This window comes from Allobosea sp. 01N443, from assembly GCF_056399325.1.
In genome coordinates this window covers 1-24,678 of sequence record NZ_JBFTRC010000167.1, presented here as the reverse complement: position 1 = coordinate 24,678, position 24,678 = coordinate 1, and the positions used below count along the sequence as shown (strand labels likewise).

32 protein-coding genes are annotated in these 24,678 nt (G+C 66.3%); 3 read left to right on the top strand and 29 right to left on the bottom strand.

From position 1 onward, the window contains the following. The 29 genes from AC1DRP_RS28440 to AC1DRP_RS28300 all read right to left on the bottom strand — a co-directional run. Nucleotides 1–3,071, bottom strand: a 3,071-nt coding sequence (locus AC1DRP_RS28440) for a host specificity factor TipJ family phage tail protein (protein WP_476770212.1), incomplete at its 3' end; no start/stop codon positions are given. Beyond that, nucleotides 3,068–3,481: a hypothetical protein gene (locus AC1DRP_RS28435; RefSeq protein ID WP_476770211.1), complete on the bottom strand. Its 414-nt coding sequence runs from the start codon at nucleotides 3,479–3,481 to the stop codon at nucleotides 3,068–3,070. The genes AC1DRP_RS28435 and AC1DRP_RS28440, both read right to left, overlap by 4 nt. Nucleotides 3,482–3,561: 80 nt before the next feature. Beyond that, entirely contained in the window at nucleotides 3,562–4,074 is a 513-nt protein-coding gene (locus AC1DRP_RS28430; RefSeq protein ID WP_476770210.1) for a DUF1833 family protein, read from the bottom strand. Between the two features lie 7 nt (nucleotides 4,075–4,081). Continuing rightward, the gene (locus AC1DRP_RS28425) at nucleotides 4,082–4,456 is read right to left on the bottom strand and encodes a hypothetical protein (protein WP_476770209.1); all 375 of its coding nucleotides are present in this window, start codon (nucleotides 4,454–4,456) and stop codon (nucleotides 4,082–4,084) included. Between the two features lie 3 nt (nucleotides 4,457–4,459). Beyond that, entirely contained in the window at nucleotides 4,460–6,673 is a 2,214-nt protein-coding gene (locus AC1DRP_RS28420; protein WP_476770208.1) for a tape measure protein, read from the bottom strand. Further along, nucleotides 6,663–6,794, bottom strand: coding sequence for a hypothetical protein (locus AC1DRP_RS28415; RefSeq protein ID WP_476770207.1), 132 nt, complete (start codon nucleotides 6,792–6,794; stop codon nucleotides 6,663–6,665). The genes AC1DRP_RS28420 and AC1DRP_RS28415 overlap by 11 nt, the downstream gene beginning before the upstream one ends. Next, a complete protein-coding gene (locus AC1DRP_RS28410) occupies nucleotides 6,791–7,267 on the bottom strand; it encodes a gene transfer agent family protein (protein ID WP_476770206.1) in 477 nt (158 codons plus the stop codon). Before AC1DRP_RS28410 ends, AC1DRP_RS28415 begins: the two co-directional genes overlap by 4 nt. Next, entirely contained in the window at nucleotides 7,249–7,695 is a 447-nt protein-coding gene (locus AC1DRP_RS28405; RefSeq protein WP_476770205.1) for a phage tail tube protein, read from the bottom strand. Before AC1DRP_RS28405 ends, AC1DRP_RS28410 begins: the two co-directional genes overlap by 19 nt. A gap of 63 nt (nucleotides 7,696–7,758) precedes the next feature. Then, nucleotides 7,759–8,163 carry a DUF3168 domain-containing protein gene (locus tag AC1DRP_RS28400; RefSeq protein WP_476770204.1) on the bottom strand — a complete coding sequence of 135 codons (405 nt, stop codon included), beginning with the start codon at nucleotides 8,161–8,163 and terminating at the stop codon, nucleotides 7,759–7,761. Next, nucleotides 8,160–8,621, bottom strand: a complete 462-nt coding sequence (locus AC1DRP_RS28395; RefSeq protein WP_476770203.1) for an HK97-gp10 family putative phage morphogenesis protein — start codon at nucleotides 8,619–8,621, stop codon at nucleotides 8,160–8,162. The genes AC1DRP_RS28400 and AC1DRP_RS28395 overlap by 4 nt, the downstream gene beginning before the upstream one ends. Nucleotides 8,622–8,783: 162 nt before the next feature. After that, on the bottom strand, nucleotides 8,784–8,999 hold the full coding sequence (locus AC1DRP_RS28390; RefSeq protein ID WP_476770202.1) for a hypothetical protein: 216 nt from the start codon (nucleotides 8,997–8,999) through the stop codon (nucleotides 8,784–8,786). Next, nucleotides 8,996–9,346 (bottom strand): head-tail adaptor protein, encoded by a 351-nt coding sequence (locus AC1DRP_RS28385; protein ID WP_476770201.1) that lies wholly within the window; start codon nucleotides 9,344–9,346, stop codon nucleotides 8,996–8,998. The genes AC1DRP_RS28390 and AC1DRP_RS28385 overlap by 4 nt, the downstream gene beginning before the upstream one ends. Beyond that, the gene (locus tag AC1DRP_RS28380; protein ID WP_476770200.1) at nucleotides 9,346–9,945 is read right to left on the bottom strand and encodes a head-tail connector protein; all 600 of its coding nucleotides are present in this window, start codon (nucleotides 9,943–9,945) and stop codon (nucleotides 9,346–9,348) included. The genes AC1DRP_RS28385 and AC1DRP_RS28380 overlap by 1 nt, the downstream gene beginning before the upstream one ends. Before the next feature lie 3 nt (nucleotides 9,946–9,948). Beyond that, a complete protein-coding gene (locus tag AC1DRP_RS28375; RefSeq protein ID WP_476770199.1) occupies nucleotides 9,949–10,440 on the bottom strand; it encodes a hypothetical protein in 492 nt (163 codons plus the stop codon). A gap of 74 nt (nucleotides 10,441–10,514) precedes the next feature. Continuing rightward, nucleotides 10,515–11,675 carry a phage major capsid protein gene (locus AC1DRP_RS28370; protein WP_476770214.1) on the bottom strand — a complete coding sequence of 387 codons (1,161 nt, stop codon included), beginning with the start codon at nucleotides 11,673–11,675 and terminating at the stop codon, nucleotides 10,515–10,517. A gap of 291 nt (nucleotides 11,676–11,966) precedes the next feature. Further along, nucleotides 11,967–12,428, bottom strand: coding sequence for an HK97 family phage prohead protease (locus AC1DRP_RS28365; RefSeq protein ID WP_476770198.1), 462 nt, complete (start codon nucleotides 12,426–12,428; stop codon nucleotides 11,967–11,969). After that, complete coding sequence (locus AC1DRP_RS28360) at nucleotides 12,412–13,659, bottom strand: phage portal protein (protein ID WP_476770197.1); 1,248 nt, start codon at nucleotides 13,657–13,659, stop codon at nucleotides 12,412–12,414. Before AC1DRP_RS28360 ends, AC1DRP_RS28365 begins: the two co-directional genes overlap by 17 nt. Then, on the bottom strand, nucleotides 13,656–15,371 hold the full coding sequence (locus AC1DRP_RS28355) for a terminase large subunit domain-containing protein (protein ID WP_476770196.1): 1,716 nt from the start codon (nucleotides 15,369–15,371) through the stop codon (nucleotides 13,656–13,658). The genes AC1DRP_RS28360 and AC1DRP_RS28355 overlap by 4 nt, the downstream gene beginning before the upstream one ends. After that, nucleotides 15,371–16,093 (bottom strand): hypothetical protein, encoded by a 723-nt coding sequence (locus AC1DRP_RS28350; RefSeq protein WP_476770195.1) that lies wholly within the window; start codon nucleotides 16,091–16,093, stop codon nucleotides 15,371–15,373. Before AC1DRP_RS28350 ends, AC1DRP_RS28355 begins: the two co-directional genes overlap by 1 nt. A 117-nt stretch (nucleotides 16,094–16,210) precedes the next feature. Next, complete coding sequence (locus AC1DRP_RS28345; protein ID WP_476770194.1) at nucleotides 16,211–16,429, bottom strand: HNH endonuclease signature motif containing protein; 219 nt, start codon at nucleotides 16,427–16,429, stop codon at nucleotides 16,211–16,213. A gap of 332 nt (nucleotides 16,430–16,761) precedes the next feature. Then, entirely contained in the window at nucleotides 16,762–17,406 is a 645-nt protein-coding gene (gene nusG, locus AC1DRP_RS28340; RefSeq protein WP_476770193.1) for a transcription termination/antitermination protein NusG, read from the bottom strand. 7 nt (nucleotides 17,407–17,413) lie between these two features. Next, nucleotides 17,414–18,532 carry a hypothetical protein gene (locus tag AC1DRP_RS28335; RefSeq protein ID WP_476770192.1) on the bottom strand — a complete coding sequence of 373 codons (1,119 nt, stop codon included), beginning with the start codon at nucleotides 18,530–18,532 and terminating at the stop codon, nucleotides 17,414–17,416. A gap of 59 nt (nucleotides 18,533–18,591) precedes the next feature. Continuing rightward, nucleotides 18,592–19,239 (bottom strand): Rieske 2Fe-2S domain-containing protein, encoded by a 648-nt coding sequence (locus AC1DRP_RS28330; protein ID WP_476770191.1) that lies wholly within the window; start codon nucleotides 19,237–19,239, stop codon nucleotides 18,592–18,594. Next, nucleotides 19,236–20,111, bottom strand: a complete 876-nt coding sequence (locus AC1DRP_RS28325) for a DNA adenine methylase (protein WP_476770190.1) — start codon at nucleotides 20,109–20,111, stop codon at nucleotides 19,236–19,238. Before AC1DRP_RS28325 ends, AC1DRP_RS28330 begins: the two co-directional genes overlap by 4 nt. Beyond that, a complete protein-coding gene (locus tag AC1DRP_RS28320) occupies nucleotides 20,108–20,740 on the bottom strand; it encodes a hypothetical protein (protein WP_476770189.1) in 633 nt (210 codons plus the stop codon). Before AC1DRP_RS28320 ends, AC1DRP_RS28325 begins: the two co-directional genes overlap by 4 nt. Further along, a complete protein-coding gene (locus tag AC1DRP_RS28315; RefSeq protein ID WP_476770188.1) occupies nucleotides 20,740–22,065 on the bottom strand; it encodes an MT-A70 family methyltransferase in 1,326 nt (441 codons plus the stop codon). Before AC1DRP_RS28315 ends, AC1DRP_RS28320 begins: the two co-directional genes overlap by 1 nt. Next, nucleotides 22,044–22,307 carry a hypothetical protein gene (locus AC1DRP_RS28310; RefSeq protein WP_476770187.1) on the bottom strand — a complete coding sequence of 88 codons (264 nt, stop codon included), beginning with the start codon at nucleotides 22,305–22,307 and terminating at the stop codon, nucleotides 22,044–22,046. The genes AC1DRP_RS28315 and AC1DRP_RS28310 overlap by 22 nt, the downstream gene beginning before the upstream one ends. Before the next feature lie 256 nt (nucleotides 22,308–22,563). Then, on the bottom strand, nucleotides 22,564–23,031 hold the full coding sequence (locus tag AC1DRP_RS28305; protein WP_476770186.1) for a hypothetical protein: 468 nt from the start codon (nucleotides 23,029–23,031) through the stop codon (nucleotides 22,564–22,566). A 59-nt stretch (nucleotides 23,032–23,090) separates the two neighbouring features. Continuing rightward, the gene (locus tag AC1DRP_RS28300; RefSeq protein WP_476770213.1) at nucleotides 23,091–23,276 is read right to left on the bottom strand and encodes a hypothetical protein; all 186 of its coding nucleotides are present in this window, start codon (nucleotides 23,274–23,276) and stop codon (nucleotides 23,091–23,093) included. Nucleotides 23,277–23,366: 90 nt separating this feature from the next. On the opposite strand from AC1DRP_RS28300, the gene AC1DRP_RS28295 reads away from it, so the two are divergent. The 3 genes from AC1DRP_RS28295 to AC1DRP_RS28285 all read left to right on the top strand — a co-directional run. Further along, a complete protein-coding gene (locus AC1DRP_RS28295; RefSeq protein WP_476770185.1) occupies nucleotides 23,367–24,101 on the top strand; it encodes an XRE family transcriptional regulator in 735 nt (244 codons plus the stop codon). A gap of 141 nt (nucleotides 24,102–24,242) precedes the next feature. Next, complete coding sequence (locus tag AC1DRP_RS28290) at nucleotides 24,243–24,452, top strand: hypothetical protein (RefSeq protein WP_476770184.1); 210 nt, start codon at nucleotides 24,243–24,245, stop codon at nucleotides 24,450–24,452. Next, nucleotides 24,449–24,678: hypothetical protein (locus AC1DRP_RS28285; protein ID WP_476770183.1), on the top strand; the 230-nt coding region annotated here is incomplete at its 3' end. The genes AC1DRP_RS28290 and AC1DRP_RS28285, both read left to right, overlap by 4 nt.

Sequence of the window (24,678 nt, the reverse complement as noted above, 5' to 3'; positions counted from 1 at the left end):
ATGAAGAAGCGGTTGTTGATGTTGAGCGAGCCGCCGAGAATCGAGCCCATCTGAGCGCTGATCGCCGAGAGATAGGCGACGTCGATCGCCGTTGCCTTGACCGCGCCGACCTGCAGCGCCGCCGCGGTGATCGAGTTTGCGACATAGTCCTCTGCCGCCAGCAGCTCCCAGTCCGTGCCGCCCTCGCGCAGCTGGTACATCTTCGGCTTCTGGCCGGGCTCGAACAGAGTGACGACCTTGGGGCCCTGATAGCCAAACAGATCCGGCAGATGGTCGACGATCGCGACCGGCTCCATGCCGGCGAGAAACGCCTTGTAAGGCAGCGTGCCGGCGCCGGCATTGCCGAGATCGATGATCGCCGGCACGACAGAGAACTGCGTGAAGACGTATTGGCTGCGCAGGCCCGATGCCGCGAGTGCGAAGGCGCGGACATAGATCACGCCCGTCGTCTGGCGCAGTGGGTGCGAGCCGTTCGAGGAGGGACCGCGATAGGCCTCTTCCGAGGTCACCCAATTGTCATAGCTGATCTCGACGACATAGGTCGCGGCTGAGCGCGCCCGGCCGGTTGTCCAGTCCATGAACATGGCGGCATTGCGCTGCACCGGCAGGGCGGCGACATAGGGCACGGCGATGGTCGCTTCGTTCTCCAGCCCGGTCGAAGGCGGTGGCGGCGGAACGACGATCGGCTCGGCCAGCGCGCTCCAGACCTGCGGCGCATCGAACACTGCCTCGACATTGAGGTTCTCGCCGCTCGGCTGGATCGAGCGGATCAGCCAGGCATCCTGAATATCGCCGAGCGTGCCGATGACGACGCTGGTGAAAGCCTGCGTCGCCGTGTTCAGCGCCTGCTCGAGGCTGAGGCCTGTCATCGACTGCGCCTGCGCGACGTCGGCGGCATTGAGCACCAGGCGGTTACCTTCCTGCGTAAACCCGACGGGCCCCCAGTCCTTGCCGTCGCGGGCGCGCAGATAGGCGTAATAGCCGGTCGCGACATCGAGATCGTCGCGGTCGACCATCAGGGTCAGATCGTCGATATCGAAATCGACGACGCCGACCGTCTCGATGCCATCGAAATACCAGGTGTCGATCAGCGCCTTGTCGTTCGGCAGCAACAGGCGCCCGGCGAGCTCCATCGAGAAGCTGCGCCGCTCGCGCCGGAAATGCGCGGTCGCCGCCGCCCAGGTCGCGATATGGATCGCATGCGCGGCGCTCGTCGCCCCCAGCGCCTGCATCCGGCGTGGCGTCATGGTCTGCGGCCCGAAGGTGACGCGGTGCTCCCGGCGCTTGCGCGGGTCGCCGCCGGTGAACCATTCGACGATGATGTCGGCCGAGCCGTCGGACAGGTCGAGATTGAAACTCTGCCCGCTCGAATCCTTCAGGATCTGGCGCCGCGTGATGACGTGCTTGCGCACGGCGCGCGGCTCATCACGGACGATCGTCCAGGACCTGGCGAGCCGCAGCGGCGAGGCCCGCATCGGGCCGAGCACCGTGGTGAGCGCCTCATAGACCGAGACCGGCCCGCGAATGACGCCATTGAACTCGTCGTATTGGGTGAGGGTCGTCGCGTAATGGCGCAAGCGCTCCAGATCGACCGCACCATCCTGCATCGCGGCGCCATGCAGCTGATCGCGCAGGATGTCGGCCGCGGCCCAAACCGATTTGCTGGTCTCTTGTTCGATCCAGCCGGCGTCTGGCCCAAACCAGACCGGCAGAATGCGCTGCACTTCGACCTCGACTTCACCATAGCTGGTGACGCCGAGATCCTTGCCCGAGCGGATCTTGAGCGCGAGCTCGGAGATGCCCGGGCGAACTGCCGCCTGCGGGATATGGGCGCGCAAGCCCTCCCAGACGATCGGGTTCGTAATGATCGCGCTGAAGCCTGAGGGATGCGGGACCGATGGCGGGTCACCGATGTTCTGGGCCCGGAAGGTGTAGCGGCCGGCCGGAATCTCGGCGAAGCGGGTAAAGCGCATCGCCCGCGTGGTCAGGATACGCCCGGTCTCCACATGCAGCGTCTGCCAGCCGCCGATCGGCTCGCCATCCTCGTCGCAGGGCGCATATTCGAAGTGGACACCCCAGTTCGCGTCGTACTGCTCGCCCTTGAACTTGCCGCCATCAGGAACCGCCATGCAGCCGCTCGGCAGCGAGAAATCGAGCTGGATGCGGCTCTGCAGCGGGGCGCCCGAGCCGAAATCGAAGGGGCCGGTATGGGCAGGAAACTCGGTCGGACGCTTCAGCTCGTTGCCAGTGATCGCCTGGACGGACGCGACCTGGCCGGGCACCAGAGAGGAGGCGCCGCCGGGTGGAATGTATTCGATTTGCGCACCAACGAAGGGCGGCGTCACGCCGCTATCGCTGGTCCACATCACGACATTGCTGACGCGGATCGTCTTGACGCTGCACTTGCCGCAGCCAAGCGTCAGCCGCTTGTAGAGCACCTGGTCGTCACCGTCGTTGACGGTGTAATCCGGCTGCGAGAGATCGGGCGTGGTCCAGGTGCGGCCATAGATGACTGGGATGCGATCACCGGAACGCGGCTGGTTGCCTCCGCCGGAGACGCCGTAGACCGGCCGATTGTCCTCGGATTTGTTCGCCTTGGCCTGCGTGGCGCGCGAGAGCAAGTAACCGCCGCCCGCAAGCAGCGCAGCAGAGCCGGCAGCCCAGATCGCGCCGGCAACGCCTGTGCCACCGACCAGCGGCGCCAGCGCACCGATGGCCCAGAACTGGCCGACAGCCGCGAGCGCAATCGCCCCGACGAGCAGGCCGATGCTCGCGCCCTTGCCGGCCCGGCTGCCGCCGCCGGTGCCCGCCTGGCCGCCGCCCTGCGGCAGATAGGTGACGATGATCGTGTCGTGCGGGCCGAGCCAGGTATGGCACCAATGCTTGCGCAGCCGGACCGACATGTCGGTGACGGCGAGCAGGTGCTTCTTGCGATGCACGGAGACGATATGCGGGCGTGAGCGATCACCATGACGGCGCATGACGGTCGAAAGCCGGCGGCGACCGCGCGGCAGGGCGACCGGGGCGCCGGCAGGCTTCCCGTCGCAACGCTGGAAAAGGATCTGGGTCATTTCGGCAGGTAAAAGCTCAGATCGGCCCAGTTGCGGGCCTGCAGTTCGATTAGGGCCTCGAAGACGACGCCGTGCGGTGCATCGGTGTGCAGCACGCCGCCGCCGTCGAGATCGAGCCAGACGCCGGCATGGCAGGCGGCGCGTGAAGGGCCATTGCCCTTGCGGGTCATGAAGACGATCGCGCCATGCTCGGGCGCGTCGATCTCGCGATAACCGGGATAGCTATGGCGCAGCTCCATCATGTCGACGAGCTCGCGCATCCGCTCGGGCGCGACCAGGACGGGCGGCAGATGCCGTCCGAAGACGACGGCCTGGCACTGGCGCACAAGCTCCCAGCAATGCAGGCCGGTCGACTCGTAATCGCGGCCGATTGTTGCTGCGAGAAACTGCAGCGTGGCGGTGTCGGTCATTGTCATGAGGTCAGTTGCGCCCGGGCATGGAAAAGCCGCCCGAAGGCGGCCGAGGGACGGTTTGGTGGTCCGCGGGGGCGCTACTGCCCGTAGAGCGCGGGATAGAGCGGCAGGCTGTAGGTCTGCCGCGGGAAGGCCTGCAGCTCGATGTCCTCGTAATAGAGGTCACCGTTTGCCGAGACCGCGTTCAGGTTGACGTCGCTCATCTTGAGCCCGTCATAGACCTCGGGATTGTTCGGGTCGTTGGTCGAGTAGCAGCGATAGGTCACGGTCAGCTTCGCGCCCGAGACGATCGCGGCCCGCAGCGGCTCCTGTAGCTGGCGCGAGACGTTATCGACGCGGATTTTCGCCTTCGTCGTGCCGCCATCGCCCTGGCCGGGCCCGGTCCAGTTGAAGGCAACCACCGTGAACACCGCTGCCGGATTGCCCGCCACGGGCAGCGTCATCGTCTCGAAGACCCCAGGCACCCGATCGCCACACACGAAGCGCAACGGCTGCGGAAAGGTCGGGTGATCCAGTTCAAGCGTATGGAGCAGATCGCCCCGAACATCCGCGACGGCATAGGCCTCGGTCATCGCTACGGACAGCACCATGGCTCGCTCACAGATTGTAGACGATGAGGGTCAGCGAAACCCGGACGCGCCAGGCCACCGACAGGTCGGTTGAATACACGCCACCCTTGATCTGGCAGATCCGGGCGACGAATCCGCCCGGCCGCCAGACGGGCATGGTGAAGGGCAAGGTGCCCTGCCGCAGGTTCACCCGGACGAACTGCTCGAAAGCCTCCCATTGCGCCGGGCTGAGGGCCTCGCTGCGCCAGGGCATCTCTGTCGCACGCGGTCCGGGGCGGGGCCGCATGATCGGCGGGCCGCCTTCGGTTTCGCTCGAGAGCGGCGCAACAAAGCCCTGCCCGAGCTCCATGCCGTTGACGACCGGGCGCACCGGAACCTGCGATGGCCAAACAGCGACTGCCATGGCTCAGCCCTTCAGCTGGCGATTGGTTTGACGGGCACTGAGCGCCGGCGCCAAGGCTCCATGGCCGCGCACGACGTTGCCGGCGATGTTCTTCTCGATGGCGCTGATCATCACCGTCAGATCGCCGTTCGTATCCTGCTGCGGCACCGCCCGGACCTGGCCGGCCGCCGTGTTGTTGACGACGACTTTCATGCCGCCGCCGCCGGCGCGAATGCCGCTTGGAATGGTGGGAATATGCGGCGCCGCCATCCCGACCGCGCCGCCATTGGCGTAACCGCGACGAAGAGCCTCGAGGTTGCGAAGCCCCAGCCGTTTCACGGTCTGCTGGTCGAAGACATACTCGCCCTTATGGACGACACCGGCCGGCTCGTATTTGCCACCGGGGCCGGTATAGCCGCCGGCGTCAAAGCCCTTGAATCCTGACATCAACATGCCGAACAGGCCGCCAGCGGCGCCGTCAGCGCCCTTGGTGCCGAACACGCCGGCGAGCGGGCCCGAACCCATCAACGCCGCCTGCAGGGCAGCCTTGGCCAGAGACTTGGCGAGGTTCTTGACGACATCCTMGGCCTTCTCGCCGTTGATGATCAGATCCTCGAGCGCATCGGTCGCTGCGTCGCCGAGATAGCGTTGCGCCTCGCGCGAACCCTCCAGCGCCTTGGTGACCTCCTCGACCTTGACCTTTGCATTGGCATAGCCGGTCGAGGCTTCGTCGATCGCCTTCTTGAGCTCGGCCGTGACCGGGATGTTGGCTTTCTTCGCCGCCGTCTCCAGATCGAGCGCCGCCTTGGCCTTGGAGCGCTCGAAGGTCGATTTGCCGACGCTTTCTGCTTCTAGGTTCAGGGCTGCCGTGCGCTTCTGGATGGCGGCGAGCTCGCGCTCATAGGCGTCGAGGCTTTTCCTGGACGAGCCGCCGCCCTTGGCATCCTTCTCGCCGGGAACCTTGAAGTCCGCGAGTGAGATCGGCTTGATGTTCGGGCCGCCCATGCCGGCAGGACGTGACGGCGGCTGCGGGGCACCAGGCGAACCGATGCCGACGGGGATGTTGCCGAAATCACCGGCATCGCGACCGGCCTGGATGAAGCGTTCGCGCTCCGCCGCATCGCGAGCGGCCTTGGCCGAGGGGTTCTGCGCGCCCTGATCGAGCCTGCGCAGCTGCTCCTCGATGCCGGCGCGCTCCGGGCCGATGGCCCCGCGCAGCTTCGCCTCGAGGATCGTGCGTTGCGTCCGGACGGTGTCGGCCTGCGCCGATGTGAGCGCATTGGAGATGGCCGTGCCGGATTGCGCGGCCAGGTCGGAAATCGACTTTAGCAGGGCGCCGATCTTGAGCGTCGCTGCCGTCGCGGCTTCACCTATCCCGGCGACGCTGCCGGCGACATGATCCAGCCCCTGCGCGAGGGCGGGCGTGACCCCGATCGCATCGTTGAACTTGCCGACCGCGAGCGTGAACTCGTTTTTCAGGCGCTGCATCGCCTGTTCGGTCGTCAACGTGGCGCCGGCGAGTTTCTCCTCGAGGAGGGGTGCGCCCGCCTGAATGGCCCGGAAGAAGGCTTCCGAGGAAACCTTGCCGTCCTTGACCAGTCCGGTCAGCTTCGAAACATCGCCGCCGGCTTCCTTCATGCCGGCCGCTGCCGCCTGAAGCAGCGGATACATGCCGTCGAGGAGCGAATTGTACTCCTCGGCCTGGACCTTGCCGCCGGAGAGCGACTGGCCGAGCTGCAGCAGCGCGCCGGAAGCTTCCGTCGCCGAGGTGCCGGAGACCCGCAGGGACTGCGCAACGATATCGGTCAGCCCCAGCAGATCGCCGGATGTCGCCTTCAGCGTTGTCTGCGCCTGGCTGACACGGCCATAGAGCTGCGCCAGCGCCTCGAGCGGGACGGCGTTGCGCTGGGCCGAGGCGAAGAGTTGATCGAGCACGCCGGGCAAAGCGCCGCTGGAGACGCCCGCCACCTTCAGCGAGTTGACGATCCGGGTGTATTCGTCCGCCGTCTTGCGAAACTCGTTCAGGCTGAGTCCCGCACCGAGCGCGCCCAAGGCCTGCTTGGCCCGGCTGCCGATCGCGCCAAAGGCGTTCTCGATCGACTTGCCGCGCGCCGAGATCTCGCGCTCGGCATCGCCCAGCGCCTTGGCGACGACAGAGCGCGAGCGCCCCATCTCGCGCTCGAATTTCTTGACGCTCGCCTCGAGGGCGACCGTCAGCCGTTCGATTTCAGTTGCCATGATCCACGCTTGCCAGAGCCCAGAGACTGTTTTCCTCGGCCTGGTTCAGGCCTTCCTTGGACGGGTCGCTATTCGCCCTGACCCAGCCGTCGACCAGATCGCCGAACTGCCAGAGCGTCATCCCGCGGAGATCGGCGGCGCCGATGCCGATGGCGCCGGCGGTTCCGTAATAGGTGCCGAAGGCAAGGCGTCCGTCGGGGAGTTCGGGCGCCTCGTTCTGGGCCTTCGGCCGCTGCCTTTTCCCGGCTGCTCTTCCGGCGCGCCGGCGAGCGCCGCCATGACGACGAGCTTGGCGAGCGCCGCGTTCGCCAGCCAATCGGGCCGCTGCTCGACATAGCGGCGCACCAGGTTGAGCGCGTCAGGGGGCTTCATGGCGCCGCCGATCAGGCCGAGCCGCAGGGTCTGCGTCACGTCCTGCACGTGCCACTCGCCGGCGATCAGCCGGCCGAGCAGCACGAAGGGACCGACCCCCGTCTTCTCCTGCAGCTCCTCGAGCTCGCCCATGGCGAGGCGGAAGCGATGGGTGCCGTCGCCGAAGTCGAGATCGACGGCCCCGTTGCGGTTCTCGCCAGCCATCAGGGCGCGATCGTCCACGGCACGGCGCCGTCGCTCTGCAGCGAGATCTGGACGGTGACACGCCCCTCTTCAGGAGCAGATGGCGAGAAGGTCCCAATGTGGAACTTGCCCTGCCAGTGCCCAACCTTGGCGTTGTTGCGCCAGAGCTCGACCCGCACATTCTTCGAGTCGTCGGAATCGAAAAATGCCTGCCAGATCGGCAGGGCCGAGGCATCGAGCACGCCGCTGCCCTCGATCGAGGCGCTCTTCGAGGTGACGTCGCGCTCGGTCCAGGGCGCCGCGTCTTCATCGGTGCAGTCGGGAACGTTGGTTTCGCCGAGCGCCTTGCTCAGCGAGAACGAGCGCTCCAGCAGGCCGCACGGCGCTGCGAAGTCCTCGGTCGGCGTAGTGCCATCGCCGAGCAGAACGCGAAGGCCGGAGCGGCGGAAGGTCTGAGCCTGTGCCATGGCAATTCCTCATGAAAATGCCGCCAGAAGGCGGCGGGGGCATCGGTTGCGGAAAGGGCCGGCCTAGTCTTCGTCGACCAGGGCGCGGAAGCGGACCACGGCCCGGCGCGTGACGCCGTCGGGCTCCTGGAAATAGAGCGTGCCGCTATAGGAGATCTCGACGTCGCCGAGCCCGGCTATCGCTGGCCGGGCTCGGCGCAGGACACGGGCCACCGCGCCGGCCATCGCCGCGATCTCGTCGCGCGCCGGCGCGATGCTGACGCACTGGATCTCGAAATCGACGTCGGCGGCATCGAGGCATTCCGTCCCGGCCTCGGTCTGGGACCAGCCCGAAGGAAACAGATAGGGCGGCTGCGTCCCCTGGGGGATGCGATCGAGGATGCCGCCGGGCACCAGGTCGCGCAGCGGCTGATCGGCATCGAGCAGGGCGACGATCGCCATCTGCAGGGGCAGGGTTGCCTCGATCATTTGCCGACAACCTCGCGCACCGCCTTTGTCGTGGCGCGGCTGATCCGCGACTTCATGCGTCGCCTCGTCGCCCGATAGGCCGGGAAGAAGAACGCTTCCGGTGCCGTGCCCGGGTGCTGGCTGCCTTCGAACTGGCCGCCGTTGAGATGCGGCGCCGTGCCGAACTCGACGAGATGGGCATAGCGCACGGCGCTGTTGCCGGCCGAGATGATGACCGTGAGATCCGGATCGCCGCCCTCCGCGCCGCTCGACAGCGAGGCATGAGCGACCTTGCCGCCGCCCCATGTCTGCGCGATCGAATCCCGCAGCTTGCCGGTCTTTTTCGGGGCAAGCCGCCGCATCTCATCGGTCATTTCGTCGGCGCCTTGCGCGAGGGCCTGTTTGATCGCGGAGCGCACCGCTGCCGGCATTGCGGCCATTTTCCGCAGCAGGCTTTCCCGCTTGCTGAACTTCGCCATGGCTGTCGTCTTTCAGGCGAACGGCCCGGYCGGCGGCAACAGCCGCAGCGGCGCAAGGCGTGGTGACGAGGAGGGTAAAGCCGGCCTTGTAGGCCCGCAGGTAGCGCCCGGCGTATGCGGGCGGATACCAGTCGAAATCGGCGGTGAAGGTGACGCGGGGCATTAGAGAGCCCAGGCGCGACGACCGGCGGGGACACGCACCCGGGGCTTCCAGCCGGCCGACATGAATGCGTGCCCCATGGTGATGACCGAGAAGCGTATCGCATCCCGATCGAACTGGTCTCCAGAATGCGCCGCGGCGGCGAGAGCAATCTTGACGTTTGTAATGAGCAGTCGCTTCGCCTCGCGGCGGGCGAGCATTGCATTCTCGCGGCTCATGTCGGCGAACCCTCCTCGAGGAGAAACTCGATTTCCCGATTATCCGGGGTCGGCGCGATCGAGAGGATCTGGCAGACCCTGCCTGCAAAGGCGCCGGCGACGAAGACGATGCGATCGGCAGCCGTCACAGCGGCGGTCACGGGCCAGCGCAGGGCGGTGAGCGTTCCAACCGAGGTGCTTTCCGGTTGGCCAGCCGCGACCTTCTCGCCGCCGAATTTCGGGCGAAACCCGGCCCAGCACTCGACATGCATCGACCAGCCCTGTTCGACATTGCCGGAGGTCGATTTCGGCCCCGTGGCGCGCCGCTCGAAGCGGACGCGGTGAGTGCGCTGGCCAGCCGACTGCATCAGATGAAAACCCGGCGATAGGGCGAGATCAGCCGATCGACGGTCGGTGTCATTGGCACGGCATTGGCCGTGGCAAGCGCCGCCGTTTCGGGAAAGCGATACATGTCGCCGATCAGCAGCAGCATCGCCGCGCGCAGCGGGCCGGGAACATCCTGGCCGTCGGCGCCATAGCCAACCTTGAACGTGACCGAGACTGCATCCGGCGCGCAATCCAGCGTGGGCAGCGCGAGGGATGCCGGCAGCAGCACGTAAGGGTCGCTGCCTTCGGCGAGCAGGCGATAGGCCGCCGGCGGAACGATCTGCTTCGCGCCCGACGCATCGCGATAGGCGAGCTCGTCGATCTCCGTGACCGGGGCCAGCGGCAGGCGGAGCGACCGCGATGCGGGCCAGAAGGGAAAGTCCTGCCGCCAGGTCTGCGTGACCAGCGCCCGGCCGAGAATGCCGGCATAGCCGTCGAGATGCGCCGTCGCGGCGGCGATAGCGATCTCGATGCGGCTATCGTCGATGTCATGATCGACACGGCAATGCGCCTTCGCCTCGGCAAGCGAGATGGGAGGCAGAACCGGCGGCGTCAGCAGAACTGGCGGCAGGATGCGCATCGGTCAGGCCTTGGCCTTGCCGCCGGCCTTGTTCGCGTCGGCTGCGCCCTCGGCCTTGTTGGCCGGCGCAGTTTCTGCCTTGTTGGCAGCATCCCGCTCAGCCTTCGCCGCGGCGATCTCGGCCGCAATCTCGGCAAGTTCGATGTCGGCCTGCGAACGCGTTTCCCTGACCTTGACCGCAAGAGCCTGAATCTCGGCCTCGGCCGCAGTCCTGACCTCAGCCGTCTTTTGCGTGATGACGCCGATATCGGTTGCAGCGGCCTCGCGCGCTGCGGCAAGCTTCTTCGCGATGTCAGAGAGCTCTTCGGCGGCGCGATCCTTTGCGGCTGCGATCGGGTCTTTCGGCGGGCCAGCTGGCTTCCTACCAGTCAGCACCAGCACCTTCAGATCGACCAGGTGCTTGGCCTCGACCTCGTCGAGCTCGCGGTCGTCACCGACGCCATAGGGCTTTTCGCCATGGTGCTCGCGGAGCACCTCGTAAACTTTCAGGGCCATGGTGGTTCTCCGCCTGGACGGGAGGAGGGCCGGCGGAATTGCCGGCCCTGATGATGCAGCCTGAGTGGGGCCGATCAGGTCACGCGGCCGAAATCGCCGTAGATGAAGGCTTCGGGACGATAGACCGCGAGCGCCAGGCGCTCCTCGCCGAGGATCGTGACGAGGTTCTTGGTGAAGTCGTCGTTCTCGTAACCGGCCTCGACGCGACTATCCCAGCGGTCAAAGAGCTGAGCGCCGAGACGGAAGGCACCGGTCAGGAACTTGTCGACCGAGATCGCCTGCGTCTGGACAACGGGCAGGTTCCAGAGCGTCGGCGAGAGCGTGCCTTGCGGGTTGCCGATCAGATAGCGGCCTTCGCCATCCTTCATCGTCTCGATCCAAGCCCAATCGATCGGGTTCATGATGTGGCCGGTCGCCGGATACTCGGCCAGGATGGCCTGCAGCATGGCAAGGCGGATCAGGTCGATCGAAGTCGGCGACGTCAGCGTGATCGGCGCCGCGAACGCCGTGGCCTGAGGGATGATCCCGAGCAGGTTCTGGCCGGTACCGTCACCGTTGAGGAGCTGCTGCTCTTCCTTGAACTCCAGCCCGTAGAGCAGACGCTGATCGATGATCGAGCGCAGCTGCGGGATGTCAGACAGGACCTGCTTGGAGGCCTTCATCCAGTGCGCGATGACCTTGGCCGAGGTGCTCACCGGCGCCAGCTTGATATCGGAAGACGGCTTTGCCGCGCCTTCCGCAACCATGCCGGCATTGTTCGTGAAGCCGGTTTCCTTGATGTACTCCAGCGTCGAGCCATCCATCCGGCCGGGCGAGATCAGATCGCGGACTGTCATGCGGCGCTGCGGCAGCGGCATGATGCCGGGCAGGCGGGTGCGTTCGATCGCGGCACCGACGGCGCCAGCGGTGTCCGTGGTCGCCGACGTCAGTGTCGCCTTGATCCGGACGTCACCGGCGCGTGCGGATTTCGAGAAGCCGGCCTCTTGAAAGGCCTTGAAGCCGTCGGAGTCGACGAGCTGCTCGCCGATCGATTTCACCTCGTCGTCGCCGCCGCCCTTGTCGCGCTTGGCAAGCTTCTGCTGCAGCTCCGCGAGCTGCTCGTTCAGGCCATTGAACTTGAGCAGCGCCTCGTCTGCGGTTTCCTTGGTCCTGCTGGCGAGCTTGCCGCTTTCCTTGGCCTCCGAGACCGCGCTCTCCGCGACTTCCTTGACCTTGTCGAGGGCCTTATCGACCATCTTCTTGACTTCGGCCGCGAGCTCATCGACGGACTTTCCTTCGAGGCCGCCGCCATCGGGCTTTTCGAAGGCAATGCGGGGCCCAAAGGCGCAGGCCGCAATGCGGGCGATGCCGCCAGCAGCCGCAACCGTGAACAGGGGCGAAAGTGCAGTTGCGCCGGCGGCGAGCGAGCCGACGGATGCGTGAGCGTCGACAGGGGCCAGGAAGGCGGCAAGCGCCAGCAGCCCGACCGCGAGAAGCGGCAGGATTCGGGATTTCATAATGATGCTCCGATGTGGAAGTTGAAGGGGTCAGCCAGTCTTGAGCAGAGCGCGCAGGAATGCGGCCGGCTCGATCGCCTTCGCCTCGGGCTCCCCCCGAAGATGCGGCGTCGCCTTGGCCGCGATCGCCGCGGCCAGGCTTTTTGAGAATCCGCCTGCATCCCGCAGGAAATCCTCGAACTCACGGACGGTCGGCAGTTTGCCGGCCTCGAGCAGAGACTTCACGCTCGTCACCCGCGCCTGAATGTTCATGGGCATGGTGACGAGGGAGACCTCGCGCAAATCGATCTTCTTCAGCCTGGTTACACCGGGCCGCTGAAGCGGGATGGTTCGGCCATCCTTCTTCGCCTGGACGATGCTCTCGATGAAGGCGCCGGGCTCGACGACATCGCCGCCCTGGTCGACATTGCCGAAGGTCGAGGCATAGCCTTCGAATTCGCCGGCCTCGCCGACGGTATCGGCCTTCAGCGCGAAATCATGTGTCTTCAGCATTGTCATCCTCCAGCGGCGGGCCGCCGTTGTGGCCGATGCCATTCGCCTGCGTGATCGGCACGTTCTGCATCTGCATGCGCGGGATATCGCCACCTGGAACGGGCGGCAGATTTTCCAGCGCACGGACCTCGTTGATCGTCATGACGCCCGCACTAAGCAGGGCGGTGTAGAAGGCGGAGCGTGCCGCACTATCGCCGCGCAGCAGGCCCTCGAGGTTGAACTCGATCGTAATGCCGGCCGCGCGATCCTGTGCCGTGAGCAACTGCTTCATCAGCGCCTGCTCGATCCGCTTGACGCGACGGCGGAGCGAGAATTTCTCGAAGCCCTGCGTCATGTCGGCGATGCTGCTGCCGAGCTTGGTATTGCCGGCAGTGTGCCCGACCATGTGGGGCGGAACGCCGAAGAAGCGGCAGATCTCTTCGACCGAGAAGGCGCGCGATTGAAGCATCTGCGCGTCTTCAGGGTTGAAAGTGATCTGCTCCCACTTCGTGCCGCCTTCCAGTACCAGAGGCCGGCCGGCGTTCATGGCACCCATGAACTTTTCGACCAGCTTCGTCTCGATCGTGTCGCGCTGATCCTTGTTCAGGAACTTGTCGAAGGTCAGCACGCCCGAAGGACGCAGGCCGTTCACGAAGGTGCGCATTGCGGCACGATTGATCGCGCTCGCGAGCCCGAGCGCGTGCCGGGCATGGGTCAAGGTCGAGAGGCCTCCGAGGGGTGAGCCTCCGAAGCCGCGGATATGCAGGACGCGCTCGGATGTTTCGACCCGGCTCTGACCGTTCTGCGTCCAACGATACTCGATCTCGCCATCCGATCGCCGGCGCACGGACATAGCGTCGGGATGGATTGGCGTAAGGCCGACCAGGCGCGTTCCGACGAAGTCCTTCTCGGCATAGGCGTTGCCCCGCAACTCGATCGCGAGGCATTCCATCTCCAGGAAGTCGAGCGCCGTCTGATCGGCGTTCGGGCTGTCATGCAGGATGCGGTAGAGCGGATGATCCTTTGCAACACTGCGAGAACCGTTTTTCTCCGTGCGGTAGACGACGATCGGCAACGAGGCCTGCGTCCCCACAAGCAGATTGAGGCAAGCCCAGGCGGCGGAAAGCGCCAGCACCGTGCTCTCCCCGACAAGGCCACCCAGGTCATCGTCGCGGTCACGCCAACCATCTGGGTCGCTGATCGAGAGGGGCCGCGACAGGGCCGCTGCCATCTTGCGGAAGAGCTGGATCACGATGCGGCTCGCAGGCTGGCGACATAGTCGTCAAGGCCGCCGTCATTGGCGGCCTCCGGGTTGCGGCTCATCAGGTCAAAGGCATTGAAGAGCGCGATCAGCGGATCAATCTTCGCCGTGCCCGACGCTTGCTTGGTCACCAGAACCGCCGAGCCGCGCAGCTCGGAGCGGGCATTCCCGACCGCCCAGGCCATCATCGCTCGCGACCCGTGTTTCAAGGTTCCATCCTTCAATTTGCGGGCCGCGCCCTTGATGACACCAGACAGGCGATAGCCCTGCGGCACGGCAGCGATGCACTCGCCCGGGATCTCACGCGCGGCGAGCTCGTCGAGGATTGCGGCGATGCCGACCGCGTCGACACCGATGCCGGCCTTCTCCGGGAGGAGGCCGGCCTTAAAGATGCGCTCGACGATCTCGGCGACCTCGGCCACGTCGGCATTCGCCCCGTCGGCCGTTTCCTCGATATTGACGAAGACGACGTCGCCCTCGGCCTCGAAATCCTGCAGGCGAGGCGCGATTTCCTTGCGCAGCTGCAAGACGCCGCGATCGGCCCAGGCTCTGCCCCAATGGAGCCAGCGCTTGGTTTCGCGCTCGCGACCGAGCACCGCCAGGCCGAGCAGATCGTCGAGGCCACCGCCGTCGATGCCGATCGTGACGACTTCGCAGCGGGTCAGGATCTCATCGAGTGTCAGCGACCGATTGCCGGCCTTCAGCCAGTGGTCAGCGCCCTCCCAGCGGTTGCTATGAAGCGCCAGGCCAATCTGGATATTGAGATGCTGCGACGCCCAGCGCCGTTCTTCCTCCTCGCCCTTCTCGCGGGCCGTCGCAAAGTCCTGCTCGAGCACCGGCAACGAGACCGAACGTCCGAGGTTGGGCAGCACTTGCGCCCAGTTCTCGACCTCCCGCCAAGGCTTGCCTGGCGCGGTCTGCATCGCCTCCGGGAACTCATAGAGCACCGGCAGGATCGAGCCGTCGACGATGCGCCCGTCGCGAACGCCGCGCGCATAGTCGAGCTCTGTCTTGAAGGCTCCCGCCGGCCGCTCGTCCGACTGCGTCGTGATGATGACGCCGAAGGATTCCGGTACCGCGACACGGGCGCCGCGGATCTGGCCGATGACGCGCTGGGCATAAGAAACCTTGCCGAGCAGGTGCAGCTCGTCGAGCAGCCAGCCCGCATACTTGCCGCCCGTCGCAACCTTCGGGTCAAAGGTCATCACCTTGAGGGTGGCCTTTGTCACCCGGTTGACGACCGTCTTCACATGATCACGGACATGCAGCAGGTCCGCGAGATCCTTGTCGGCGTCGATCATGCCGGAGATAGCCGCGAAGGCCAGATCGGCAACCTCCTGCGTCGGCCCGAACAACGCGAACGGCGCCTGCGGGCGCTCGTTCATCAACAGCGCCGTCAGCATGAGAGCGGCACCGTTCGTGGTCTTAGAGTTCTTCTTCGGCACCAGTACGAAGACGCCAGGCACCATCCTGATGCCGGTTTCGGAATCGAGCGAGCCGAAGAGGGCGCGCACGATATCGCGGAACCAGTCGCCGGCCGCGTCGCCCAGAGTCGGCTGCCCGGGTACGTCCGGCAACCGCAGGCGGTCGAAGATCGAGACGGCTCGGCCGGCTTCCGCCAGATCGAGCGGCAGTTCGGGCACCAGGGATCGGCCTGCGAGGAGACGCTCCTCCCAGTCCGGCACCGCAAAGGACATCGTCATCAGCYGGCCCGGCCTTTCGGCGTGCGCAGCAGATCACCCCACGGGCCTTTCGTGACGACGCTATGGGCGGCGATCTCGGCCTGTACCTTCTTGCCTTGCGACTCGGCGGCAACCGTCGGCGCCGGAGCGTCGTTCGACGGGTCGGACTTGCCCTTTCGGAACTTGCCCTGCAGCGCCTCGAGGTTGGCGCGATCCATGATCGCGAGCGATTCCCTCAGCGCAGCGACGTTGCCCTTCATCGCGGCACGGTTCAGCGCCATCAACATCTCGCCGCGCTTGCGCAGCGCACCGGTTTCCAGCTCAGCCGCGTAGTGCTTGCGAAGCGTCGGTTCGCTCAGAGCCATCGCGCTCGCGATCTGGTCGACCGTCATGCCTGAGGCGATCAGCACGGCGACCTTCTCGCGGTCGCGYTCGCTCGCCTGGTAACGCCTGCGGCCGCCAGCGCCGGAGCGCTTTGGCCGAGGCGGAGCCGGGACAGGGGCCGGGCTCAGCTCGCCGGCAGCGACGAAGAGGTTGTCGCCGCCGAGGCGTTCCTTCAATTCGGCGGMGAACGCCTTGCGAAGGGTCGGCACGCTGATGCCGATTTCCTCGGCGATCACCGGATGGCCGAGGCGCTCCGAAGCCATCCGCTGAACGGTCGCACGCTGATCGTCATTCGGCACAAAGGCAGCCCGGCCCGGCTTCGTTTCTTTCTTTCCGCCGCTGGAATTGGCGTCGTTCAAGAAAAAAAACTCCGAATGAGGAGGACGCCGGTGCGGGGGATTGGGGCTTTGGGAACTTTTGACCGCCCCCCCTCGGCACCTGAAAACGATCTTGTGGGGTTGTCAGCGCCTTGTGGGCTAAACGACCGACTGCTGCCGCCTCGTCCGCTCGCGCGCCGTCTTGCCGTTGTGGCAGGCCGTGCACATCAGCATGACGTTGAGCGGATCGAAGTCCGCGCCACCATCTTTGCGCTCGACAATGTGGTCTCCGATCAGGCCGCGAGGCGTGGCGCTGCAATCCGTCCGGCATTCCGGAACCTCGCAGATGTATCCACGCTGGCGCTTGATCACCCGCACGAACTCGCGCCACGCGGGCGAGAGGTAGAACGGGTCAGCCGTCTTAGCCGGCGGAGAGACGCGCGATGGCAGAGTGCTGACGCGTGACGGAAGTGACTGCAATCGTCCCATAACCAAAGGCCCGAAACACGAAGCCCGCCGACCTCGAAAGGCAGCGGGCTGACATAGCTTCGCACTTGGTAGCTGGTGAGGCTGACGCGGGTTCCGTGAGATTCAACTTCGCTGTTCGGCGACGATCACACTACCGGAATAACCGTGCGCCCAACTGGCACGATTCGCGCCTGACGAGTCAAGCGCCCGCAATGCAAGTAGTAAGCGAGCGCTGTTTACAACTAGGCCGCATCGAGGTGGCCGATATCGATACGCATGCGCGTTGCCCGCCCGAATATCTCGATCAGCACCTCTGCCTCGGCGAGACCGATGGCCTCGACGACCACAGCCTGGAACGAGATGAATGGCCCTTCGATCACCGTGACGCGCTGGCCAGGTGCTACCCGTGCAGGAGGCGGGGGCGGAGGCTCGACCGAGTTCTGATAGTCGGCAACCGCCCTGATCGCAGCACCGGGCACTCGCAGCCATCCTGCAGAGGTGCCGACCACATCCTGCACGCCGTCGATATCGCGGATGTCGTCGATCGGCCGCCCATTGACGGTGACGACAGTGCGATCTGCCTGCACCTGGTCGAAGCGCTGTTCGCGGAACGGGACGCCGGCGGCGAAGAGATAGCGCGGGAAGGTCGCGACATCATGGGTGATCTCACGCCGCCCGAAGCGGATGACCTTGTGGCGGCTCGGCCAGAACACCTTGCAGCCTGCCTCGGCGAGCCCCTTTGCCGCACGAGCTTCGCCTCGCGGCGACGTATAAATCAGATGCCAACGAAGGGTCAGGTCGAGATCGACAGGCGCAGGGTTCCGAGTCTCGACGACCGACTTGAGCTCGACAAAGGGGCGCTCGCGCTTCTTCCGATAGTTGCTCATGGCAGCCTCAAAACTTCACTTCAGGTTCGGCCACCACGCCCGGAGGCGTCGGCGCCGGCAGGAACACGCGGAATTGACCGGTGAACATCGGGATGCGGGCGCCGCGCTGTGCCAGCCATGGCCGCCAAGCGTCGATCTCCGGCCCATCACAGAGGAATGCCCGCAACTCGCCGACCCGCTTCGCAGCCGCTGCGAGATCCGCCGCCGTCGCGGTCAGCGACTTCTGCGCCTCGGCCTGCTGCACGGCGAAGCTGACCCGGTTGCGCTGGCCCTCCGCGATCCGGAGATGCAGCAGCAGCCACCACTCGCGGGACCATGCCGGCACCGCGGCCGTCGCGCCGGCAGCCTGCGTCGCCTTCCGCTCGGAGGCCTTCGTCTCCAGGCCAACCCAGCACCGCCCGGCGAGATAGGCCGGGGCGCTCAGCCGTGATTTCAGCCCGCCTGCCTTTCGCTCGGCAGCGAAGGCAGAGATGCCATCGATGGCCAGCCGCCGCTGCTCGAATGGCACGGCCTCCCAGGCAGAGCGCAGCTGCACCCGGTTGTCGCCCTTGGCGAAGGGATAGGCCTCGAGGAACTGCTCGAAGGTCGGAGCCTCGGCCTTCCCCTCGCTGTCAGCGGCACTGCCGTCGTTCGTTGGCGAAGCTTCGCGCCCCTGCGCACCCTCTCTCTCAGAGGTAAGGGTTCTACTAAGGGTTTGGGTCTCATCAGATGGTACCCTTAGGCCGCCATTTGGAAGGGTTGCACGGTGAAAGCCTTCYACCGTGACACCCTTATTTTCGCATGGCTCCGCAGCATCAGCCCCGCGCGCTGCGTGCCGCGCATGCCCCGCTTCGTCCTCGTCGTCAGCGCCGGGCAGCGGATCGTGCGCCGCGGCGGCTTCCAGGGCGAGCCACACGTCGTCCCGGCGCAGGCGCACCAGCAGCTCCACGTCCATTTCGTAATGCGCCGTGGAGCCCGGCCCGGAGCCACCGTCGCGCACGCGGCGCAGCAGGCCGACCTGGCAGAATTCCTTCAGGGTGCGGCGCGCGGTCGAGATCGAACACTCGGCATCGTCTGCGATGCTTTGCAGGCCGGGATAGATCCGCGTCCCATCCTCGCGGGCGTGGTCAACGAGCTTGATCAGCACGAGCTTGCGGGTGCGCGAATGCAGCTTGGCCTTGAGGGCGTGGCCGAGAAGGGCGACGCTCATCGCACATGCCTCCCACCAACACGCGGACGCGGCACCACGACGCCGGTCTGCACGTTGATCGTCAGGCCATGCAGCGGGCAGGTCACGACGCCGTTGCAGTCGGGCGCCAGGCTGGAAAGCACGGCCCCCTTATGCGGGCAGACAAGGTGTCCCTCGGCATTGCGGCCGCAACGGCGACCGACATACGCCTCGTGGAACCGGTCGAAATTCCCATGCACGCCTGCGTCGGGCAGGCCGGGGAAGCCGACATCGGCCACGATGCAGCGCCGCCTGCGGTGCACGGGCGCCGGCATGGGCCCGCCATAGTCGGCGCCCGGCGCATAGGGGTTCGGCTTGGCAGGGAACTCCGACAGGGGCCGCGCAGCGATCATCGTGTCGGCGCTGCGTTGGATGCGGAAACCCAGCCGGACGCCGGTCGTGCTCGGCACGCTGGAGCCCCCGCGCAGCATCCGCTCCGGAAGGAAGCGACGGTCCAGGTGGTAGTGGGCCGCCGCGAAGTCGAGATGCTCGATATCGTCATGCCTGGGGCCGACGACAGGCCACCAGCGCAGGCGGAAGTCGTACCAGTACAGGACGCAGGGCACGAGGTAGAAGCGCCCGACAACGGGCGGCTCGCGCAGATCTTCGATGCGCTGCAGCCTCATTCCGCCGCCTCCAATCTCGCAAAGAGTGGCGCACCAGCGCCTGCTGCCTGGCGGTCGAGCGCGGCAGCCGCTGCAGGGTTGATCCAGAGCACTTCGGTCCGCTCGCGAGCCCCATCAGCCAGCGCCTCTCGCTCGACCCGCCGCCAGCCCGGCAGGGCGTCGTCATAGAGCGGCGCAGGATAGCCGGAGAGCACGACCATGCCTGCGAGATCGCGCAGCGCCTCGAGCAATGCCTCATGGTCGGCGTTGCTCAGTTCGTGGCGATACTTGTGCTTGGCGCAGTACGGATTCCCACCCGATCGCGTCTCATGGACATAGGGCGGATCGACATAGTGAAGCGCCTCCCTTCGATCATGAGCGCGCATCACGGCAACGGCGTCCCGCTGTTCGATTACTACGCCGGCGAGGCGCTCGATGATCGGCGGCAGCAGGTCGGGATAGTTCGCCCAATCGTGCGCCGGCGTGGTGCCGCTCTTGTTGCTGTCGGCACGAAAGCCGGTCGAGCGGCCGAGCGCGCCAGTGTTCCCGAACCCCATGAGCGAGCGCACGATCATCCGCCGCGCGCATTCGACCGGATCGTCGGACGGCTCATAGGCGTCGACGAATTCGGTTCGGGCGAACGGCGTCAGCCGGAGCTGCTCCACCAATTCGGCAGCGCGCGGCCCGCGCAGCACGCGGAACAGGTTCACAAGCTCGGAATCGAGATCGTTATAGACCTCGGCATAGGCGCGCGGCTTGCGCAGCAGCACCGAGTCCGCGCCGCCGAATGGCTCGACATAGATCCGGTGCGGCGGCAGATGCGCGATGATCCAAGGCGCCAGCAGCCACTTGCCGCCATGCCAGCGCAGAACGGGACGAGATGGATCGCTCATTCCGCCGCCTCCAGCGCCGCAGCGTTCTCACCCAACCCGCCCCACTGATCGGCCATGGCAGCGGCGATGCCGGGGAAGAAACGCGATCGTTCTTTCCAACGGTCAGGGCCGGGCGGCATCCGGTGAACTCTCGCCTGCCGACCCTCGACCACATCCGTCGGCAACAGCGGCGGAAGATTGCGCAGCCAGAGGCAGGTGCGTTTCACTTCGCCATGGCCGAACTGCCAAGGCTGCACGCTCTGGGCCGGCTCGGCGTAGTTTCGGATCAGCGCCTTGGCGTGCCGATGCATCACCGGATTCTCAACGCAGACGCGCTCGATCGGCGCATTCCAGAAGTCCGAGAACAGGTCGGCACCGGCCTCAAGATCAGCCTGCATATCTGCAACGGTCCGGCCGGGAGGCGGCCCGCTCAGCCAGCGCACGCCGCTATTGCAGAGGCGGGTACAGGGCGGATGCGCGACGATCAGGAGATCCCAGCCATCATCGAGAATGGCGCGTGCATCGCCAACGATATGGCAGTTGCTGCGGTCTTCTGAGGGCAGCAGGTCGCAAGACCACGCGTCATGCCCGCGGGCCGCGAAGGCGCGCCGGACAATCCCGCTATATTCGCAGGCGACGAGAACGCGCATCACGCCGCCTTCCGCTTGCGACGCGGCAGGGCGGGCAGTTCCGTTGCCGGGGCCTCGCTCGCCACCGCCTCCGGCGCCTCCGCGCCCCAGACATCCCAGCCCGGCCGGGCGGCGCGGGCGTTCAGTTCGATCTTGGGGAGGTTCGGGAAATAGGCCTCGGCGATCTCATGGACGAAGGGCGGCTTTTCGCTGTGCGGGCCGAGCGGATAGGCCAGTGCCGAGCGGAATTGCGTGCCCATGGCGGGCGCCGGGATGTCGCCGCGCGTGCCGACGAGCAGCAGCTCATGCTGGTTGCGGAACCAATAGCCGGTGCCGACCTCGTCCTTCAGCCAAACGACATGGCTCTTGTAGGTGAAGCCCCAGGCCGCCATGACGCGCAGCGCGTCGGGCAGCATCGGCACGGTCGCCCAGAGCAAGAGCACGGCGTCGTCGGCCATGATCTCGCCGACGGGCCGGGCGCAGATCGCCTCCGTCGGCGAGGTCGGGTAGTGATTATCCGCCGCCCGGTCCATGCCGGTCTCGTCGGACCAGACCGCGAAGCGCCATTCCGGGTCGGCGAGCGCGAGGCCATAGCGCTTGCCGCCGGCCGCAGCCTCGGCCAGCGCCGCATTGCCAGCCTCGATCTTGTCGGCCAGCTCCGCTTCGCGTTCGGCGCGCCGTTCCTTCTTCGCTGCCTGCTTTACATCGCGCATCTCGCGGGTGACGCGGGCGGCGACGTCCTGACGCCCTTTTAGCGCCTCATAGAGCAGGGCAGGGTTGGCGGTGATCGTCGCCAGCGCTGCGGCGCGGTGCGCATCAGCCGCCGGGTCGGCCGCCGGCACCGTTCTTGTCGCGATTGTGCCATGGCGACTGACGAAGGTCCGCTCGATGGCAACGTTGCCATTGACCTCCGGCCGCAGCTTGGCGACGAACGTATGCGAGACGCGGCAGCGGCCGGCGATCTCGCGGTCGCTCCAATGCGACCACTCTTCGTCCGAGAGCAGGATCCAGACGGCCCGGCGCTTGTCCTCATTGGTGCGGCGCAGACCGTGGGTTTCATTGGCGCCGACCGCATAGAGCACGGCGTCGCGCCGCGTCCCGGCCCGCACATCGCAGGGCATCTCGGCCAAGCCCGCCAGTTCATGCGCCGCGTCGCGGTGGAACCCGTCGGCGAGCCAGTAGGCGGTGCCGTCATAGAACACGACCGCATCGGGCAGCCTGACGCCGGAGCGCACCGCCTCGGCATAGTCGGCGACGACATGCTCGACGATCGCGGCGCGCGGCTGCGTGCCGCCATCGCGCCGGATGCGGTCGCGCGGGATCATCACGCCAGTCGGTTCTGACATGCGGTCAACTCCTCCAGGGCAAGGTTGGCGCGGATCTCGGCGGCGGAACATTTCAGTTCCGAGCCGATGAAGGCGGCAAGCGCGACCGAGAACGGGCCGCGCCGCGCCATGCGGCGCTTCAATCCGGCCGCGACATCGTCGAGCATGTTGGCGATGGCATCCCACTCGCCACTGCAGGGCAGCCCGCCATCTGCAGAGACGGCGGGCGCCGGCGCAGGGCAGGCCTCGCGGCTCAGCTGCACGGCAAGGCTCCGGCATCCGCCCCTCGCGACAGGCCAAACACGAGGGGCGGCGCCTGCAGCGGGGCCGGGGGAGGAGCCGGCGCGCGAGCTGTGAAACCGGAGCCGCCACAGCGGCCGCAAGCCGGGCGGGTGCCGTCCTGCGTGATGCGGGAGCCTTGGCCGCGACAGATGGGGCAGGGCGCGCCGCAATCGCTGCAGGCAATGCGCGTTCCGTCCCGGCGGCACATGTGGAAATTCGGGCAGCAGGGCGACGGCTTCACTCAGCCTCTCCCGCCAACGTGGCCGCATTGACGCGCTGGAACGCCTCGATCTGCTGTTTCAGATCGTCGAGCGCCTTGTCGCAGATCAGCGCGTCGGCGCGGGAATAGACGCCGTCGGCCACGCTGTTGGCGAAGGTGCGGGCAAGGTCCGCCACTTCCAGCATGACGGCGGCATGCGCCGAGAACGGCGTGCCGACCGCGCTGACGGGGCGGGGGCCGATCGGCTCCAGCCGGTAGCCGAGCAGATCGGCCTCGACCTGCGTCAGCAGCGGCGTGCCGMATTCACGTTCAAGGGCCAGCTTGCCGGCAATGGTCAACATGGCGCCGCTGTCGCGCTGCGCCACATTGCTCATCATCTGCTGCGACACGCCGACGATCTCGCCGGCGCGCTTCTGGCCGCCGACACGGACGATCAGATCGGCAGCCGCGGCCTTAAGTCGGTAGGAATCCGCATCTTTGCGCATCATGGGCCTCGGTAGTGCCGGGCCGGGCTTTACAACGCGCCCGGCGGAACGGGCGGGTGCTAGGAAACGGCGACTGAAGGCGCCGAACTCGGCGCCGGAGGGATAGGGGCTTCGAAGAACCACGAGTCGTCCCACTCGCGATGGCCCTCGAGGGCAGCGCGGCGGATGCTCGCAAGCTGGGCGAGGTCAGGCGAAAGCTCGCCATTCTCCCAGCGCGAAACGGTTGCCTGCGTCGTGCCGGTCATCGCAGCCAGCTCGGCCTGCGAGACCTGCAAGACGAATTTGCGAATGTGTTGGATCGGATTCATCCTCAAACGTATACGCATGAGTATGAAATGACGCAAGAGGGTATACGTTCGCGATTTGTGGCAGGTTATGCGAGACCGTATATCGGCGGCATGAACATCCGCGCCAGAATCCAAGCCATTATGGACGTCAAGGAGTGGAACCAGGAGGAGCTTGCCGAAGAGCTCCAGGTGACACAGGCGACCGTCTCTCGGTGGATGAATGGGGCCGACCCGCGCGGCGAGACGCGCGACCGCATCAACGAGCTGCACTCTCGCGTCGTGGGCGCCCCGGCGCAGCCCGAAGGCCCGTCATTTGGCCGGGTGATCGGCGTAATCGGGCGGATTGGTGCGGGTGGCTCGATCGAGACGTCGAGCGAGCAGATCAATCACGCCGAGCCGCTTTTCGAGGTTCGCGTCCCTTTCCCGATTCCGGAAGATGCGCTGGCGCTGCAGGTTGGTGGTGACAGCATGTTCCCGCGCTATGACGATGGCGACGTCATCATCTGCTCACGGTTCGGCGAAAATCCCGATGGCGTTGTCGGTTATCCCGCCGGCGTGCAGACCGCCGAAGGCAACCGCTATCTTAAGCGCGTCCTGCGAGGCTCCCGGCCGGGCCTCTATCACCTCGAGAGCTACAATGCGCCTTTGATGCCGGACGTCCACATCGTGTCCTTCAGTTCGGTTATCGCGGTCATTCCGGCGAGCCAGGTGCATAAGATTACCGATCACAACCGCCGGAGCGTTACCCGGCAGATCAAGAGCGGGAAGCCTGACCGAGGCTGAGCGCAGGAAACCCACCAGCATTCACCCCTTTCGCAGGTCGCCGGTGCGCCTGTGGTGAAATACGTCTGCGCATAATATGCGTTGACATGAAAATGCGTATGCGTATTTTATGCCCCATCGCAATCCGATGGAGGCCTCTTCGTGTCACTTGCTGTCCAGCGCGGCGCCGCCGCTCACCGCTCCGCCACCATTCCCCAGCGCATGGCGGATTTCATCGTCAAACAGACCGCCGGCTCCGGCAGCGTCACCCGCGATGACCTGCTGCTCGATTTCACCGATGCCGAGATCGACGAACATATCGAGAGCGCCAAGAAGCTCGCCCGCCGCAACGGCAAGGCTTCGCGTCAATGAGCCTGGTCGAGATCGGCTCTGGCCTTCCGCGTGCGGCCGGCGCGATGCCGGTCTCGACGCAGCAGCGCATCGCCCTTGGGCTTTTGGCCCGGGGCCCTCTCTTCCTCTATCCCGGTAAGGGCTGGCAGAGCCGCGCCTTTCCCGGCGAGAGCGCACATGACGGCTCGATCCGCGCGCTGGAGCGTCGCGGTCATGCCCATGTCGAGATGCTCCCGATGGGTGATCT

Coding starts and splice junctions, on each gene's coding strand:
- AC1DRP_RS28400 (WP_476770204.1), bottom strand. CDS start 8,163: ATGATCGAGGCAACCCTGCCCCTGCAGATGGCGATCGTCGCCCTGCTC.
- AC1DRP_RS28390 (WP_476770202.1), bottom strand. CDS start 8,999: ATGAGCCGCGAGAATGCAATGCTCGCCCGCCGCGAGGCGAAGCGACTG.
- AC1DRP_RS28330 (WP_476770191.1), bottom strand. CDS start 19,239: ATGAGGCTGCAGCGCATCGAAGATCTGCGCGAGCCGCCCGTTGTCGGG.
- AC1DRP_RS28355 (WP_476770196.1), bottom strand. CDS start 15,371: ATGACGATGTCCTTTGCGGTGCCGGACTGGGAGGAGCGTCTCCTCGCA.
- AC1DRP_RS28405 (WP_476770205.1), bottom strand. CDS start 7,695: ATGGCACAGGCTCAGACCTTCCGCCGCTCCGGCCTTCGCGTTCTGCTC.
- AC1DRP_RS28385 (WP_476770201.1), bottom strand. CDS start 9,346: ATGCAGTCGGCTGGCCAGCGCACTCACCGCGTCCGCTTCGAGCGGCGC.
- AC1DRP_RS28325 (WP_476770190.1), bottom strand. CDS start 20,111: ATGAGCGATCCATCTCGTCCCGTTCTGCGCTGGCATGGCGGCAAGTGG.
- AC1DRP_RS28380 (WP_476770200.1), bottom strand. CDS start 9,945: ATGCGCATCCTGCCGCCAGTTCTGCTGACGCCGCCGGTTCTGCCTCCC.
- AC1DRP_RS28435 (WP_476770211.1), bottom strand. CDS start 3,481: ATGACCGACACCGCCACGCTGCAGTTTCTCGCAGCAACAATCGGCCGC.
- AC1DRP_RS28425 (WP_476770209.1), bottom strand. CDS start 4,456: ATGGCAGTCGCTGTTTGGCCATCGCAGGTTCCGGTGCGCCCGGTCGTC.
- AC1DRP_RS28375 (WP_476770199.1), bottom strand. CDS start 10,440: ATGGCCCTGAAAGTTTACGAGGTGCTCCGCGAGCACCATGGCGAAAAG.
- AC1DRP_RS28300 (WP_476770213.1), bottom strand. CDS start 23,276: ATGACCGGCACGACGCAGGCAACCGTTTCGCGCTGGGAGAATGGCGAG.
- AC1DRP_RS28415 (WP_476770207.1), bottom strand. CDS start 6,794: ATGACGCTCTGGCAGTTCGGCGATCTGGTCGACGGCTGGGTCAGGGCG.
- nusG (WP_476770193.1), bottom strand. CDS start 17,406: ATGAGCAACTATCGGAAGAAGCGCGAGCGCCCCTTTGTCGAGCTCAAG.
- AC1DRP_RS28295 (WP_476770185.1), top strand. CDS start 23,367: ATGACGCAAGAGGGTATACGTTCGCGATTTGTGGCAGGTTATGCGAGA.
- AC1DRP_RS28370 (WP_476770214.1), bottom strand. CDS start 11,675: ATGGTCGATAAGGCCCTCGACAAGGTCAAGGAAGTCGCGGAGAGCGCG.
- AC1DRP_RS28430 (WP_476770210.1), bottom strand. CDS start 4,074: ATGGTGCTGTCCGTAGCGATGACCGAGGCCTATGCCGTCGCGGATGTT.
- AC1DRP_RS28365 (WP_476770198.1), bottom strand. CDS start 12,428: ATGCTGAAGACACATGATTTCGCGCTGAAGGCCGATACCGTCGGCGAG.
- AC1DRP_RS28395 (WP_476770203.1), bottom strand. CDS start 8,621: ATGGCGAAGTTCAGCAAGCGGGAAAGCCTGCTGCGGAAAATGGCCGCA.
- AC1DRP_RS28320 (WP_476770189.1), bottom strand. CDS start 20,740: ATGCGCGTTCTCGTCGCCTGCGAATATAGCGGGATTGTCCGGCGCGCC.
- AC1DRP_RS28315 (WP_476770188.1), bottom strand. CDS start 22,065: ATGTCAGAACCGACTGGCGTGATGATCCCGCGCGACCGCATCCGGCGC.